The sequence below is a fragment of the Nocardia albiluteola genome (assembly GCF_018860155.1).
Classification (GTDB): domain Bacteria; phylum Actinomycetota; class Actinomycetes; order Mycobacteriales; family Mycobacteriaceae; genus Nocardia; species Nocardia albiluteola.
The window spans coordinates 290,171-305,873 of the sequence record NZ_JAHKNI010000004.1; the positions used below are offsets into that span (position 1 = coordinate 290,171).

The 15,703-nt window shown below is 67.2% G+C and carries 9 protein-coding genes, 1 tRNA gene and 1 pseudogene; 8 read left to right on the forward strand and 3 right to left on the reverse strand.

Features of this window, described 5'->3' with window-relative positions; all coding sequences use genetic code 11:
• The first annotated feature begins 82 nt into the window (after nt 1-82).
• Both KO481_RS14490 and KO481_RS14495 read left to right on the forward strand, forming a co-directional pair.
• Nucleotides 83-1,471 carry a DUF1254 domain-containing protein gene (locus tag KO481_RS14490; protein WP_215917900.1) on the forward strand — a complete coding sequence of 463 codons (1,389 nt, stop codon included), beginning with the start codon at nt 83-85 and terminating at the stop codon, nt 1,469-1,471.
• A 185-nt stretch (nt 1,472-1,656) separates the two neighbouring features.
• Nucleotides 1,657-2,439, forward strand: a complete 783-nt coding sequence (locus tag KO481_RS14495) for a DUF8020 domain-containing protein (RefSeq protein WP_215917626.1) — start codon at nt 1,657-1,659, stop codon at nt 2,437-2,439.
• 92 nt (nt 2,440-2,531) lie between these two features.
• Here the strand turns inward: KO481_RS14495 and KO481_RS43020 are convergent.
• Nucleotides 2,532-2,739, reverse strand: a pseudogene (locus KO481_RS43020) (transposase); the annotation flags it as partial.
• A 209-nt stretch (nt 2,740-2,948) separates the two neighbouring features.
• On the opposite strand from KO481_RS43020, the gene KO481_RS14500 reads away from it, so the two are divergent.
• Nucleotides 2,949-3,539, forward strand: coding sequence for a hypothetical protein (locus KO481_RS14500; RefSeq protein ID WP_215917627.1), 591 nt, complete (start codon nt 2,949-2,951; stop codon nt 3,537-3,539).
• 144 nt (nt 3,540-3,683) lie between these two features.
• On the opposite strand, the gene KO481_RS14505 is transcribed toward KO481_RS14500, so the two are convergent.
• Nucleotides 3,684-3,757: transfer RNA gene (locus KO481_RS14505), tRNA-Arg, on the reverse strand.
• A 184-nt stretch (nt 3,758-3,941) separates the two neighbouring features.
• Here KO481_RS14505 and KO481_RS14510 point away from each other — a divergent pair.
• The 5 genes from KO481_RS14510 (at nt 3,942) to KO481_RS14530 (ending at nt 14,451) form a co-directional block, all read left to right on the forward strand.
• Nucleotides 3,942-5,981, forward strand: coding sequence for a bifunctional copper resistance protein CopD/cytochrome c oxidase assembly protein (locus KO481_RS14510; RefSeq protein ID WP_215917628.1), 2,040 nt, complete (start codon nt 3,942-3,944; stop codon nt 5,979-5,981).
• Nucleotides 5,978-6,922: a threonine/serine dehydratase gene (locus KO481_RS14515; protein ID WP_308166605.1), complete on the forward strand. Its 945-nt coding sequence runs from the start codon at nt 5,978-5,980 to the stop codon at nt 6,920-6,922. Before KO481_RS14510 ends, KO481_RS14515 begins: the two co-directional genes overlap by 4 nt.
• 173 nt (nt 6,923-7,095) lie before the next feature.
• Nucleotides 7,096-7,590: a single-stranded DNA-binding protein gene (locus KO481_RS14520; RefSeq protein WP_215917629.1), complete on the forward strand. Its 495-nt coding sequence runs from the start codon at nt 7,096-7,098 to the stop codon at nt 7,588-7,590.
• Nucleotides 7,591-7,600: 10 nt separating this feature from the next.
• The gene (gene ettA, locus KO481_RS14525) at nt 7,601-9,277 is read left to right on the forward strand and encodes an energy-dependent translational throttle protein EttA (protein WP_215917630.1); all 1,677 of its coding nucleotides are present in this window, start codon (nt 7,601-7,603) and stop codon (nt 9,275-9,277) included.
• 281 nt (nt 9,278-9,558) lie between these two features.
• Nucleotides 9,559-14,451: an NAD-glutamate dehydrogenase gene (locus KO481_RS14530; RefSeq protein WP_215917631.1), complete on the forward strand. Its 4,893-nt coding sequence runs from the start codon at nt 9,559-9,561 to the stop codon at nt 14,449-14,451.
• A 450-nt stretch (nt 14,452-14,901) separates the two neighbouring features.
• Here the strand turns inward: KO481_RS14530 and KO481_RS14535 are convergent, their stop codons facing one another.
• On the reverse strand, nt 14,902-15,699 hold the full coding sequence (locus tag KO481_RS14535) for an alpha/beta fold hydrolase (RefSeq protein ID WP_215917632.1): 798 nt from the start codon (nt 15,697-15,699) through the stop codon (nt 14,902-14,904).
• Between the last annotated feature and the right edge of the window lie 4 nt (nt 15,700-15,703).

A 15,703-nucleotide genomic window follows, 5' to 3' on the forward strand; every position in this document is an offset into this window, starting at 1 on the left:
GCACATCACGAGGACAGAGGTGAACCGAGTGAAGAGCAGAACCCTGGCGAGCGTAGTCGCCATCCTCACTCTCGTCGTCGGCATGCTCGCCGCATGCGGCCGTGACAACACCAAGACGGGCGGGCAATCCGCTACCGAGCTCGCGGCCACCGCAGTCGATGCCTACACCTACGCGTACCCCCTGGTGACAATGGAATACACGCGACGGGCGTTCACCAACGTCGCATCGCCCGACGCCGGCCACGCCCCGCAGGGGCAGTTCGTCCGCAAACGCGAATACCCGGACGCACAATTCAGGGCCGTTACCGCACCCAATGCCGACACCCTTTACACGACGGCATGGTTCGATGTCGCCAAGGAACCGTGGATCGTCAGCGTGCCCGACATGGGAAGCCGCTACTACCTGTTGCCGATGCTCGACGGCTGGACCAACGTGTTCGCCTCTCCGGGCAGCCGCACCACCGGCACCAAGGCCCAAACATTCGCGATTACCGGCCCCGGTTGGAAGGGCACGCTGCCCGCCGGTGTCACCGAATACAAGTCGGACACCGACATGGTGTGGCTACTCGGCCGGATCTACTCCACCGGCACCCCCGAAGACTACGCAGCCGTGCACGCGTTGCAAGACCAGATCACCGCAGTGCCGCTGTCGTCCTACGGCAAGCCCTACACCCCCACACCCGGCACGGTCGACCCGTCGATCGACATGAAGACCGCCGTCCGCGATCAGGTCAATGCCCTGGACGGGGCGTCCTTCTTCAAGCTGTTCGCGAGCTTGCTCGCGACCAACCCGCCGTCCGCCGCCGACGCCCCGATGCGCGCCCAACTGGGCAAACTGGGCATCGTGCCAGGCCGGGACTTCGGCGCGACCACGCTCGATCCGGTGGTGACCAAAGCCATTGCCGACGCACCGAAAACTGCGCAGAGCAGGATCATGGCCTGGGCGAAGGCCGGTGTGGCCGCCGGTGACAATTCGTTGCAGGACGGCTGGCTGTTCACCACCAAGACCGGCCAGTACGGCACGAACTACATCCAACGCGCCTACATCACCGCCGTCGGACTGGGCGCCAACCTGCCGCAGGACGCCATCTATCCCATGTCCCCGGGGCCGAGCCCGACACAGACATACAGCGGCGCCAACAAATACGTCATGCACTTCGACAAAGGACATATGCCGCCGGTCAAGGCCTTCTGGTCGCTGACAATGTACGACGCCGACTACTTCTTCGTCGCCAATCCACTCAACCGATACACCCTGAGCCAACGCAACCCGCTGAAGGAGAACCCCGACGGTTCGGTCGACCTGTACATCCAGGCCGACTCCCCGGGTGCGGACAAGGAATCGAACTGGCTACCTGCACCCAGGGACCGGTTCAACCTCATGCTGCGCATGTACTGGCCGACAGACAATCCACCATCGCTTCTCGATGGAAGCTGGAAAGTACCGGCGGTCAGACAAATCTCCGACTGACCACGAGCCACACGCTCGATCGTCCCCTCCCCAGCAACTTGGATGCTCCACCACTCGAGGGGATACGTGGTTTCGGCCTGCACCCCTGCCCCCGCTGGCAGGCCGCCGCTCAACCCTGGCCGAACTGGTTTCGCGCACAAAGCCTTCCACCACGGAAGTACACCGATGAACCGAGGAAACAACCGATGAGGAAAACCACCACCGCCGTGCTCGCAGCGACCGCCCTCGCGCTGACCGCCGCGACCGCCGACGCCACCCCGCCGCCCGACCACACCGAGAATGCTGGCGTCCACTACGAAGTCACTCGGCAAGGCGATGCCGCGCAACTGACCATCAGCGGCGGAGCCCTGAGAGTCGTCGCAGGCCAACTCGTCCTCACCGATCCCACCAACCAGCCGATCGCGGCGATCCCGCTCACCTACCGAATCGACAACACCGCCTACCCGATCGCCGCCCGAATCGACGGTGACACAGCAACACTGACCCCCGAGAAGAACGCCGGACGACCCGTACCGGCCGCAGAGGCCGTCACCGCCGACAAGATCATCACCCCCGATCAGGCCGACAAGCAGATAGCCGCCAAGCCGGTTGCCGAATCCTTCACCCCGCGCGACGCCCAAGCCCTCCAGGCCTTCGCCGGACGTTCCGCCGTCGCAGCCGCCGTCAGCGCGGTCCTGGGTGCCGTAGTCGGCGCGGGTGTCGGGTGCCTCGTCGGAGCAGCCGCCGGCGCCGCGCTCGCCAGCCCCGTCCTGGTCCTGCTCGTCCCCTTCGTCGGTGCCGCCGTCGCGGGCTGCGTCCTCGGCGCCGCCACCCTCGGTGCCGTGGGGACCATGGGTGGACTCGTCCTCGCCGGCGGGCCCATCATGTTGTTCTCGGCGATCCAATACTTCTCCACGATCCTCGCGCCTTGCCCGCCCGATACCGCCTACTGCAAAGATCCCGCGCAACCGGCCGCGCCGCGCCAGTAGAGAATTCGCGGCCAACTGCCTGTCGTCGATCGTTACCCGCGGACGGCAGGCGGCGCCAGCCGCATAAGATCACCGCCGCCGATGCCCGTGCCGGGCAAGGTCCTGCGGATGGCTTCGGCATAGGTGGCCGACCCATCGCGGACGACACGCCGACGCCGGGGCTGGTCCGTAGCCAGGCTGCGAGAGTTTCGGACTTCCGGTCGGCCAGGACAGTGATCCGTTCGCGGGTGACCGCACGATCACCGCTGTGCCGTAACGGTTTCGGCGCCGCAGCGCGAAGTCGTCCACGCTGACCACCCGGCTGCCGGGTCCCGTGGCGGATGACTTCAACTCGTTACCTCCGCGACGAGGTGATGCCGGTCCGCCCCGCGGGATCGAACAGACCCGGCCACCGCGGCGGACCTTCCCCTGCCCGTATCGAGGCACTGCCCGGCTCGAACAGCCGCCGAGATCACACGGACACAACCCATTTCGCAACGCCAACTGCAACAGAAAGAGAAGGAACCATCGTGGACCGATTCGACATCACCATGACCAACATCGCCGTGCGGCGCTTGATCGAGACCACCGACAACCCGCGGCACCGATACCTGCTGCAAGCCTACGACCGGCATCGCAATCTGGAGATGGCTGGACGATGGAAGGAGATCTTCGCCCCGGACATGACCATCGAACATCCCGTCTACCACTTCAACGTATTCGGAATGAACACCGTCCTCGATGGCGCCGAGGCGGTGCAGGCCGTCTACAGCGAGTGGACTGGCACCGGCCAGTGCATCTTCTATGCCGCTGACGAGACGCTCGCGGTCGGCGACAACATGATCTGCTCGACCGCGGCGATCTACCAGCAGACACCCGGTGCGATCCTCGCCGCAGGCGGAGTCGACGTCGACCCGGACGCGACCTACCTCGTCAAGAACGTCGAGCACATGATCTGGCCCTACGACGACCAGGGCCGACTGGTCGGCGAGGACGTGTGGGAGATCGACGAATCCCAGCGCGAGATCATCACGCTGGACCCCACGGAGGTCCTCACCGTCGAGCGTTCGGGGGAACTGCTCGCCCCGCTCATCAAGCCGCTGCCGCCCCGCCCCTTCTGATCCCCGAGCCTTCCGGACGCTCACCGAACCGGTGAGCGTCCGGAAGCTGAGCGCACTCTCTGGAAGAGTTCCTTGGTGTTTGAGCGTTGTGCGGGCGGGGAATCCCTGAACCCGACGACGTTGTCGCAGTTCAGAGCCCTAAAGCGCCCCCGGCAGGAATCGAACCTGCGACCTAGGGATTAGAAGGCCCTTGCTCTATCCAACTGAGCTACGGAGGCAGTGCGGCACCAAACACCATGCCTGGTCGGAGGCATGCTGTCCAGCGGGTTGATTATAGCGACCGTCCAGGTCCATCCGAGTTGATGGTGAGCAACCAACGGGCTTGTCAGCCACGTCACAGCGGTTGCCGCCGGGGTCGGGGCGGGGGCGCCGGGGCCCTCGAACGGCATTAGGCTCGACGGCATGTCGTCGCCGCAAGACCCGTCCGCCGAACCTGTCAGCCAGGCCACCCGGTCGGATTCCGCGGCGATGTTCCCGGTACTCACCACCATGGCGGTGGCGCTGGCGGCATTCGTCGCACCGCTGGTCGTGGGTCTGTCCGCGGCGCAGGCGCTGACCCTGCTCGGCATTCCCGATCCCGGGCCGCTGACCACCTACGGGCTGCCCGCGCTGCGGGCGATCACCGATCTGTGCGCGGCTATGACGATCGGATCGTTGCTATTCGCCGCGTTCCTGACCCCGCCGCAGCGCGACGGCCTGCTCGATGTGGGCGGGTACCGCGCGCTGCGGCGCGCCGGGATCTGCGCGCTGGTCTGGGCGGGCGCCTCGGCGCTGCTGGTGCCCCTGACGCTCTCGGACACCACCGGGCAACCCGTGCGCACCATCTGGCGCCCCGAGCAGGTGTGGCATGCGATCGGTCAGGTCGAGGTCGCCGGGGCGTGGCGGTTCACCGCCGTCATGGCGTTGGTGCTCGCGATCGGGTGCCGCCTCGCGCTGCGCTGGGGATGGACGCCGCCGCTGTTCGGCTTGTCGCTGCTGTGCCTGCTGCCGATCGCGCTCACCGGGCACTCGTCGGCAGGCGGGGCACACGACGTCGCGACCAACAGTCTGATTCTGCATCTGGCGGGGGTCACGGTGTGGACCGGCGGGCTGTTCGCGGTGCTCGCGCACGCGGTCCGCGGCGGCGCGCACACCGATCTGGCCGCGCGCCGATTCTCCGCCGTCGCGGCCTGGGCCTTCGGCATCGTCGCGATCAGCGGCGTGATCAACGCCTGGGTGCGGGTGCCGTTGAGCGATCTGTTCACGACCACCTACGGACAGCTGGTCGTCGCGAAGACCGCGGCGCTGTGCGTGCTGGGCGTCATGGGATTCGTGCAGCGGCGCAAGGCGATTCCCGCGCTGGCCGCCGATCCGTCCGATCGGGGCGCGCTGATTCGCTTCGCCGGTGTCGAGGCGCTGATCTTCGCGGCCACCATCGGGCTCGCGGTGGGGCTGGGCCGCACGCCGCCGCCGGATCTGAAGACGGTGCCGACCCCCGTCGAGGTGGAGATCGGGTATTCGTTGCCCGGGCCGCCGACGATCACGCGGATCCTGTTCGACTGGCGCTTCGACCTGATCTTCGGAACGCTCGCGATCGTGCTGGCGGTGCTGTACCTGGTCGGGGTCCGGCGGCTGCGGGCCCGCGGCGACGCGTGGCCGGTCGGGCGCACCGTCTCCTGGATGTGCGGGTGCGCGGTGCTGCTGTTCGCCACCAGCTCCGGCGTCGGCCGGTACGCCCCCGCCATGTTCAGCGTGCACATGGCCCAGCACATGATGCTGGCCATGCTGGCGCCGATCCTGTTCGCGCTCGGCGGCCCGGTGCTGCTGGCGCTGCGGGTGCTGCCCCCGGCAGGCAAGGACGGCGCGCCCGGACCGCGCGAGTGGATCCTCGCGGCGGTGCACAATCCGGTGTCGCGGTTCCTGACCCAGCCGGTCATCGCGGCGGTCATTTTCGTCGCCGGTTTCTACGCGCTGTACCTCGGCGGGATCTTCGACGCCTCGCTGAATCTGCACGGCGCGCACCTGGCGATGAATCTGCACTTCCTGCTCTCGGGCTACCTGTTCTACTGGGTGGTGCTCGGGATCGACCCGAAGCCGCGCCAGGTGCAGCCGATGACCAAGGTCGGCATGGTGTTCGGTTCATTGCCCTTCCATGCCTTCTTCGGCCTGGCGCTGATGAGCCTGACGACCACGGCCATGGGCGGCTGGTTCTATCGAGGTCTGGGGCTGAGCTGGGATCACGATCTGCTCGGCGATCAGCACACCGGCGGCGGCATCGCGTGGGCCAGCGGTGAGATCCCGCTGGTGGTGGTGATGCTCGCGTTGCTGATCCAGTGGTCGCGCAGTGATTCGCGCGAGGCCAAGCGCATCGACCGGGCCGCCGAACGCGATCACGACGCCGAATTGGCCGCGTACAACGCCATGTTCGCCGAATTGGCCCGGCAGGACCGGGAGCAGCGGTGACGGTCAGCGGGGTGGCGCGCCTGTATCGCTCCGACGTGCGCGCGGCGCGGACGCGCCTCGGCGATCACATCCGGGTGACGCCGGTGTTCCACACCGAGATCCTCGGGCCGCACGGGCCGGTCAAGGTGACGCTCAAGCTGGAGCATCTGCAGCACGGCGGCACCTTCAAGGTGCGCGGCAGCCTCAACGCCCTGCTGTCGGCCGGTGCCGACGAGCGTCCGGTGATCATCGCCTCGGGCGGCAATGCGGGCATCGCGGCGGCGCTGTCCTGCGCGATTCTGGGCCGCCCGTGCACGGCCGTGGTGCCCGAGTCCGCACCCCACACCAAGGTGGCCGCCATGTGGGCCTACGGCGCGGAAGTGCTCTGGTACGGAACGACATACGCGGACGCCCACCGCCACGCCGACGAACTCGCCGCCGAGCGCGGCGCGGTGCAGCTGCACGCCTACGACCTGCCGGCGGTGGTTGCCGGGGCGGGCACGCTCGGGCTGGAGATCGAGCGGCAGGTGCGGGGGCGGCCGCCGGTCTTGGTGGCGGTGGGGGGCGGGGGCCTGGCCGGGGGCATGGCCGCCGCGCTGGGCCCGCGCGGGCGGGTGATCGGTGTCGAACCCAAGGGCGCGCCGACGTTGCACGCCGCACTCGCCGCGGGCCGCCCGGTCGACGTGCATGTCAACAGTATTGCCGCGGATGCGTTGGGCGCCACCAGGATCGGTGCCATCGCGATGGAGCTCGCGCAGCGGTACGCCATCGGTTCGGTCCTGGTCGGCGACGACGCGATCGCGATGGCGCGGGAGTATCTGTGGCGGGAGTTCCGGATCGTGGTCGAGGCGGCGGGTGCGACAGCGCTGGCCGCGATTCAGAGCGGGGTCTACGTGCCCGAACCGGGGGAGCGGCCGGTGGTGGTGCTGTGCGGTGCCAATACCGATCCGACGACGCTGTAGGCGAGATTATCCGGAACAATGGATGTTCACATCCGGAAAAGTTATCCACAATTTCGGATTCTCGGTGGCGGGACGGTCCGGGATCGACAACGCTGGGTTTCGTCTCCAGGGCCGCAGGGCTCGCGGAGTGGGGGCTGAATCGCGTGCAATGTCGAACATCGAGGGGTGGAATCATGTACGAGGCATATACGGCCCTGATCGGCAATGTGGTGACACATCCGGTACGGCGCACGCTCGCCAGCGGGGAACAGATGGTGACGTTCCGGATGGCCAGCAATGCCCGCCGGCTCAACCGCGACCGTGGCGAATGGGTCGACGGCGGCTCGCTGTTCGTTACCATCAACTGCTGGCGGCGGCTCGTCGACGGGGTCGACGCCTCGCTGCGGCTGGGCGATCCGATCATCGCCTACGGGCAATTGCGCTCGAACGAGTACCACACCAAGGACGGCGTCGCCAGGCATGATCTGGAGCTGCGGGCCAGCGCCCTCGGGCCGGATCTGGGCCGCTGCACCGCGACGGTGCAGCGCCGCAACCGGAACTCCCCGCAGGTCGCGAGCGTTACCCCTGCGGCTGTCCCGTACGCTGCCCCACTCGATGCCGAAGGCGTCGTGCAGGCGCCCCCCGATACCCCCACCACCCTCGACGAAGACGCTCCGCGTCACCGATAGGATCCCGAGCATGGCTGAGTTCATTTACCAGATGAGGAAAGTTCGTAAGGCACACGGCGACAAGGTCGTCCTGGACGATGTGACCTTGAACTTCCTGCCCGGCGCCAAGATCGGTGTCGTCGGTCCGAACGGCGCCGGTAAATCGAGCGTACTGAAGATCATGGCCGGACTGGATCAGCCGAACAACGGCGAGGCCTGGATCGCGCCGGGCTCGACGGTCGGCATCCTGCTGCAGGAGCCGCCGCTGAACGAGGAGAAGACCGTTCGCGGCAACGTCGAGGAGGGCCTCGGCGAGGTCAAGGTGAAGCTGGACCGCTTCAACGAGATCGCCGAGCTCATGGCCACCGACTACTCCGACGAGCTCATGGACGAGATGGGCAAGCTGCAGGAGTACCTGGACCACGCCGACGCGTGGGATGTCGACTCCCAGCTCGAGCAGGCCATGGACGCGCTGCGCTGCCCGCCGCCGGACGAGCCGGTCACCAACCTGTCCGGTGGTGAGCGCCGCCGCGTCGCGCTGTGCAAGCTGCTGCTGAGCAAGCCCGATCTGCTGCTGCTGGACGAGCCGACCAACCACCTGGACGCCGAGAGCGTGCTCTGGCTCGAGCAGCACCTGGCCTCCTATGCGGGCGCCGTGCTGGCCGTCACCCACGACCGGTACTTCCTGGACAACGTCGCCGAATGGATCCTCGAGCTGGACCGCGGCCGCACCTACCCGTACGAGGGCAACTACTCCACCTATCTGGAGAAGAAGGCCGAGCGGCTCGAGGTCCAGGGCAAGAAGGACCAGAAGCTGCAGAAGCGCCTCAAGGAGGAGCTGGCCTGGGTGCGTTCGGGCGCCAAGGCCCGTCAGGCCAAGAACAAGGCCCGCCTGGGCCGCTACGAGGAGATGGCGGCCGAGGCCGAGAAGCACCGCAAGTTGGACTTCGAGGAGATCCAGATTCCCGCGGGTCCCCGCCTGGGCAACGTGGTGGTCGAGGTGGGGCACCTGGACAAGGGCTTCGGCGACCGCCAGCTCATCAAGGATCTGTCGTTCACGTTGCCGCGCAACGGAATCGTCGGCGTGATCGGCCCCAACGGCGTCGGTAAGACCACGCTGTTCAAGACCATCGTCGGACTGGAGTCGCCCGACAGCGGCACCGTCACCGTCGGCGAGACGGTCAAGCTGAGCTACGTCGACCAGAACCGCGCCGGCATCGACCCGAACAAGAACGTGTGGCAGGTCGTGTCGGAGGGGCTGGACTTCATTCAGGTCGGCAACCAGGAAATGCCCTCGCGCGCGTACGTCAGCGCGTTCGGCTTCAAGGGGCCCGATCAGCAGAAGCCCGCCGGGGTGCTCTCCGGTGGTGAGCGCAACCGCCTGAACCTGGCGATGACCCTCAAGCAGGGCGGCAACCTGATCCTGCTCGACGAGCCGACCAACGACCTCGACGTGGAAACTCTCGGCTCGCTCGAGAACGCGCTCGAGCAGTTCCCCGGTTGCGCCGTGGTCATCTCCCACGACCGCTGGTTCCTCGACCGCACCTGCACCCACATCCTCGCGTGGGAGGGCGACGACGACAGCGAGGCCAAGTGGTTCTGGTTCGAGGGCAACTTCGAGGCATACGAGGCCAACAAGATCGAGCGGCTCGGACTGGAGGCGGCCCGTCCGCATCGGGTCACGCACCGCAAGCTCACCCGGGATTGATACCCGGCAAGGCTTCGGCTACCAAGGAGTAACAATCCGGCGAAACGTGTGATTCGCCACATTTCGTCGAGGTGCCAAATGATCTCCGGCGCAACATTTGTCGGGCTTCACCTGCTTTTTCGGTGACGCCCGGGTGTGGTCGTACCAACCGGGCCGTTCTGGCGGCTGGGCGTCGTCCTCGCATTGGGAGTAAATCCGCCCCCGACGCGTACGGCGCCCAGCTACTCTCGACTCCGGCGTCACTTTGTTACGGAACCGAGTCCGAGGAGTTGGCGAAGAAAATGACCGTCTCGTCCGAATTGTCCAGTGCCGCGTGGGCGGCGGGTTTGCCGGAGCCGCTGCGAAGTGAACTCGCGGCGCTCGAAGAGGCGTACTTCCGCCACGTGGACGCCGGCGATGTGGACTGCGCTATCACAGGAAGCTCGAGCCAGGTGTTCCGCCGACACCTAGAGCTGGGTATGCAACGCCGTGCCGGGGAGCGCCGGGTGCTGGTGCACAATCCGGACGACGGTTCCGGACTGGGTGCCGCGGTACAGCTGGTCACCGACGACATGCCCCTGCTGGTCGAATCGGTGACCGCCGCCCTGACCCGCATCGGGGTCAGCGTCAGCGAGGTGATCCATCCGATCTTCGAGGTCATCCGCGATGCCGATGGCCGGCTCGAATCCGCCGCCGCCCACGAGGTCGACAGGAACGGCGTGACCGGGCTGCGTGAATCGTGGATGCACGTGCAGTTGCACCCGTCGACCAGCCGCGAGCTACTGACCCGGGTCGAGAACGAGATTCCCGACGTACTCACCGACGTGCGCCAGGTCATCGGCGATACCGAGGCCATGCGCGCCATGCAGGACAGCCTGGCCAACGAGCTGAGCCGCGCGGCCAAGAAGGGCACGCCGCCCTTCTCTCCGACCGATCTGGTCGACTGCGCGAACCTGCTGCGATGGCTCGCCGCCGGCAATTTCACCGTGCTGGGCTACGCCCGCTACGAACGCGACGCCTCGGACTCGAAATCGGTTGTGGTGCCGGATAGTTGCCTCGGCGTGCTGCGCCCGGATGTCGGCACGGACTTCCGGGTACCTGTCAACGGGGGCGACAAGCCGCTGCTGCTGCTGACCCAGGGCCTGGTGCCGGCGACGGTGCACCGGTCGGTCTATCCGTACTTCGTGGGCGTCGCCGACTTCGATGACGCGGGCAAGGTCATCGGCAAGCACGTGTTCATCGGCGTCTTCACCGTGAGCGCCCTGCACGCGAACGTGCTGGACATCCCGGTCATCGAGCGCCGCGTGCGGTCGGTCATCGAGGCCAGCGGGTTCGACCTGGATTCGTTCTCCGGCCAGGGCATGCTCGAGGTGATCCAGTCCTTCCCGCGCACCGAGCTGTTCTCCTCCGACGTGGACACGATGCGCCGCACCGCCAGCGCGGTGCTCAACGTCAGCATGCGCCGTCAGGTGCGACTGTTCATGCGCTCGGACTCCTACGGCAGATTCGTGGCCTGCCAGGTCTACCTGCCGCGCGACCGCTACACCACCAGGGTCCGCCTCGAGATGCAGGACATTCTGGTCCGCGAACTGGGCGGCGTCTCGATCGACTATTCGGCACGCGTGTCCGAAAACGAGCTCGCCAGTGTGTATTTCACGGTGCGTCTCGCGCAGCCCGGCACCCCGGTGGATTCCTCCGAGGCGAACCGGGTGCGCATCCAGGATCTGCTCGCGCGGGCCAGCCGCACCTGGGACGACGATCTGCGCGAGGAGGTTTCCACCTCCGCCGTGCTTGATCCCGCTGTCGTGCAACGGTATTCGTCCGCACTGCCCGAGGCGTACAAGGAGGATTTCGAGCCCGTCCGCGCGCTGGCCGATATCGTCCGGCTCGAGCGCCTGGGCGAGGGTCGCATCGACCAGCATCTGTACCGGCGTCCCGAATCCGAGCCCGGCTCATGGCGTTTCACCCTCTACGTCAGCGGTGGGATCTCGCTGAGCCAGGTACTCCCGCTGCTGCAGAGCCTCGGCGTGGAGGTGGTCGACGAGCGCCCCTATCAGCTGACGTTCGAGGACGAACAGGTCTGCTGGATCTACGATTTCGGCCTCCAGGCACGTCCCGACCTGCTGCGGCTGTCACTGGACCGCAACATGGACGCGCAGCTCGTCGAGACCTCCGCCCGGCTCGACGAGCTCGAGGCTCGGGAACGCGGGCTGCGCGAGCGGTTCACCGACGCGTTCCGCGCGCTGTGGTATGAGCGCGCCGAGGCAGACGCGCTGGATGAACTGGTGCTGCGCGCGGCGCTGGACTGGCGCACGGTGTCGATCCTGCGGGCGTACTCGAAGTACCTGCAGCAGGCCGATTTCCCCTACAGCCAGGCCAACATCGCGCGCGTGCTGCTGGGCGCGCCCGATGTGGCGCGGCTGTTCGTAGAGCTGTTCGCGGCGATGTTCGACCCGGACTCGGCCTCGGCGGAGCGCGCGGCCGAGCTCGAGGCCGCGGTGGCCGAGCGGATCAACGAGGTGGTGAGCCTGGATGCGGACCGCATCCTGCGCGCCATCCTGAGCCTGGTGAAGGCGACGCTGCGGACCAACTACTACCGCACCGACGACAACGGCGATTCGCGGCCGTATCTGTCGATCAAGGTGGAGCCGCGCGAGATCACCGAATTGCCCAAGCCCAGGCCGCAATTCGAGATCTTCGTGTATTCGCCCCGGGTCGAGGGCGTCCACCTGCGGTTCGGCCCCGTGGCGCGTGGCGGGTTGCGCTGGTCCGACCGCCTGGAGGATTTCCGCACCGAGATTCTGGGCCTGGTGAAGGCACAGGCGGTGAAGAACGCGGTGATCGTGCCCGTGGGCGCCAAGGGCGGATTCGTGGTCAAGCACGCGCCGGCCACCACCGGGGATCCGGTGGCCGATCGCCAGGCGCTGCAGGCCGAGGGCATCGCGTGCTATCGCACATTCATCTCGGGTCTGCTCGATGTGACCGACAATGTCGATCACGCCTCGGGCACGGTGGTGCCCCCAGCGCGGGTGGTGCGCCGCGACGGCGACGACACCTACCTGGTGGTCGCTGCCGACAAGGGCACCGCGACGTTCTCCGACATCGCCAATGATGTTGCGCAGCAATACGGTTTCTGGCTCGGTGACGCATTCGCCTCGGGCGGTTCGGCGGGCTACGACCACAAGGCGATGGGCATCACCGCCAAGGGCGCCTGGGAGAGCGTGAAGCGTCACTTCGCCGAGATGGACATCGACACGCAGGCACAGGATTTCACCGTGGTCGGCGTCGGCGACATGTCCGGCGACGTCTTCGGCAACGGCATGCTGCTGTCCCGCCATATCCGCCTGGTGGCCGCGTTCGATCACCGGCACATCTTCCTGGATCCGAACCCGGACGCCGCGACCTCCTATGCCGAGCGGGAGCGGATGTTCGCCCTGCCCCGGTCGTCGTGGGCCGATTACGACGCCTCGCTGATCAGCGAGGGCGGCGGGGTCTGGGACCGCACGGTCAAGGCCGTGCCTATCAGCGCCCAGGCGCGCGCGGTGCTGGGCCTGGGCGACGGAATCACCTCGTTGTCCCCGCCGGAGCTGATGCGGGCGATCCTGCTGTCCCCGGTGGACCTGCTGTGGAACGGCGGTATCGGCACGTACGTCAAGGCCAGCACCGAATCGAATGCCGACGTCGGCGACAAGGCCAACGACGCGATCCGCGTGAATGCGAACGCGATGCGGGTCAAGGTGATCGGCGAGGGCGGTAATCTCGGCGCCACCGCGCACGGCCGGATCGAGTTCTGCGCCAACGGCGGCAAGATGAACACCGACGCGCTGGACAACTCGGCGGGCGTGGACTGCTCGGACCATGAGGTCAACATCAAGGTTCTGCTCGACGGCGTGGTGACCAGTGGCGAGCTCGCGGCCGCCGATCGCAACCCGCTGCTGGCCTCGATGACCGACGATGTGTCCACGATGGTGCTGGCGGACAATGTCTCCCAGAACTTCCTGATGGGCATGTCCCGCGCCGAGGCGTGCCGGATGCTGAACGTGCACATGCGCGTTATCGACGAGCTCGAGGCGCAGCGCGGCCTGGACCGCGAGCTCGAGGCGCTGCCCACGGACGCGCAGATGAAGCGCCGCGCCGAGGAGGGTCGCGGACTCACCTCGCCCGAACTGGCGAACCTGATGGCGCACGTGAAGCTTTCGCTCAAGGCCGACCTGCACCAGACCGATCTGCCCGACAGTCCCTACTTCTCCGCGCGGCTGCCGCAGTACTTCCCGGCTCCGTTGCGCGAGCGGTTCGGGGCGGCGATCAAGCGGCATCGGCTCAGCAGTGAGATCGTCACGACGATGGTGGTGAACGAGATGGTCGATCTCGGCGGCATCACCTATGCGCATCGCCTGAACGAGGAGATCGGCGCCAGCACCAGCGATGCGGTGCGGGCGTTCGCCGCGGCCGGTCAGATCTTCGATCTGCAGTCGATCTGGGATCGCATCCGCACCGCGGACACCTCCATCGCGGTCAAGGACGAGTTGGAGCTCGAGACCAAGCGCACCCTGGACCGTGCCTCGCGCTGGCTGCTGACCAACCGCCCGCAGCCGATCGCTGTGGGCTCGGAGATCCACCGCTACAGCGATGGGGTGCGTGAGCTGGCGCCGAAGGTGCCCGGCTGGCTGCGCGGCCACCATATCGACACGCTGCAGGAGCAGTCGACGACGCTGATCTCGCGCGGCGCGCCGGAAGAGCTGGCGACCGAGGTGTTCGGCCTGCTGAACCTGTTCCCGCTGCTGGATGTGATCGACATCGCCGACATCACCGAACGCGACGGAGCCGAGGTGGGTGCGCTCTATTACGCGCTCAACGAGCACCTCAAGATCGACTGGTTGCTGCAGGCGGTCAGCCATCTCGAACGCGGTGACCGCTGGCACGCACTGGCCAGGCTCGCGCTGCGCGACGATATGTACTCATCGCTGCGCTCGCTCACCCTGGACGTGCTCTCCGGTGGCGAACCGGAGGAGACTGCCGAGGAGAAGATCGCGTACTGGGAGTCGAAGAACCAGGCCCGCCTCGGCCGCGCCCGCGCGGCCCTGTCGGAACTGTTCGAATCGGGCACCCACGATCTGGCCACCCTCTCGGTGGCCGCTCGCCAGGTTCGCAGCATGGTCAGCGGCGTCGGCGCGCAGTCGGAGACCATGCGCTGAGTGATCCGTGCCGGTGCCTTCACGCGAGGCACCGGCACGGACCGGACTTCCCCAGTCCGGTACCGACTCTGCTGCTCCAGGCCATGGCTCGGGGATCCGGGGTTGTCTCGGCGATCGCGCGAGTCGAGTTCACAGGGCCCGTCCACCCCGGCGGTCGGACCTCGGCGTGCTCCGTGTATCAATGCTGCCGCGGCGCAGCGCGATTCCTGTCGATGGGGCGCAAGTCCACTACCAGCGGGGTCCCGCCCTCGAACCAGGCGCGATGCAGCTCCAGGATTCTGGTGCGGTTCGGGACGCCCCCGCGGTGAGAGACATTCTCCGGCAGGACATCACAATCCCCGCGCCGAATCTACTGCAACCACCGCCGTCGCCCGGCCTGATCGTGCCCCTGTACCCGCGTGCCGTAGCCGGTGGTGGTTGCACGCGGGTACTCGGCGGCAAAACAGCCGCCTATGAGGCTGCGAAGTCCAGCAGGTCCCGGCCTAGTCGGGGGCGATGGGAGAGATGGAGCATGTGGGATCCGTTCTCGTAGATCAGCAGTTTGCTGTCTGCGATGAGGTCCGCGGAGCGCTGCCCGCAGGTGTGCAGCGGGGCGAATACATCGTGGTCACCGTGGATCACCAGCGCCGGCAGCGTAATTCGGCGAGCCTCGGTACGGAAGTCGGCCGCCACATTCGCCCGCGTGCATTCGACGGCGGCGTGCAGCGACACTCGCATCCAGTCGCGGACAGTGGCCTCCCGCTCGAGCTGTGAAATGGTGCAGCCGGGTAGGTGGTCGCCGAACGACAGCCCGGCATTGTCGGCGACCCAGTCGCCGTACTCGGTGCGGATCCTTTCCACCTGTGCCGCCGCGGCACTCGCGTCGACATCGAGGTACGGGGCCGTCGCGCCGACCAGCGCGATGCGTGAGACGCGCTGGCTGCCATGGCGGGTGAGATACCGGATGACCTCGCCGCCCCCCATCGAGTGGCCGACGAGCATGACGTCGGTCAACTCCAGCTGGTCCAGCAGCGCGGCCAGATCGTCTGCGAGAGTGTCGAATTCGTATCCGGTACCGGGATCGTCGGAACGCCCGTGCCCACGTCGGTCGTAGGCGACGGTCCGGTAGCCGTGCTCGGCCAGGTGCAGCATCGAGTGCTGCCACATGTCGCTGCTCATCAGCATGCTGTGCACGAATACGATCGGCCGGCCGGCGCCGTAGTCTCGATAGAACAGGTCGGTTCCGTCGGGCGTGGTCAGGTAAGACATCAGC

Excerpts from the sequence above, each read along its gene's own strand:
- KO481_RS14490 (WP_215917900.1), top strand. The coding sequence starts at position 83 with ATGCTCGCCGCATGCGGCCGTGACAACACCAAGACGGGCGGGCAATCC.
- KO481_RS14495 (WP_215917626.1), top strand. The coding sequence starts at position 1,657 with ATGAGGAAAACCACCACCGCCGTGCTCGCAGCGACCGCCCTCGCGCTG.
- KO481_RS14510 (WP_215917628.1), top strand. The coding sequence starts at position 3,942 with ATGTCGTCGCCGCAAGACCCGTCCGCCGAACCTGTCAGCCAGGCCACC.
- KO481_RS14520 (WP_215917629.1), top strand. The coding sequence starts at position 7,096 with ATGTACGAGGCATATACGGCCCTGATCGGCAATGTGGTGACACATCCG.
- ettA (WP_215917630.1), top strand. The coding sequence starts at position 7,601 with ATGGCTGAGTTCATTTACCAGATGAGGAAAGTTCGTAAGGCACACGGC.
- KO481_RS14530 (WP_215917631.1), top strand. The coding sequence starts at position 9,559 with ATGACCGTCTCGTCCGAATTGTCCAGTGCCGCGTGGGCGGCGGGTTTG.
- KO481_RS14535 (WP_215917632.1), bottom strand. The coding sequence starts at position 15,699 with ATGTCTTACCTGACCACGCCCGACGGAACCGACCTGTTCTATCGAGAC.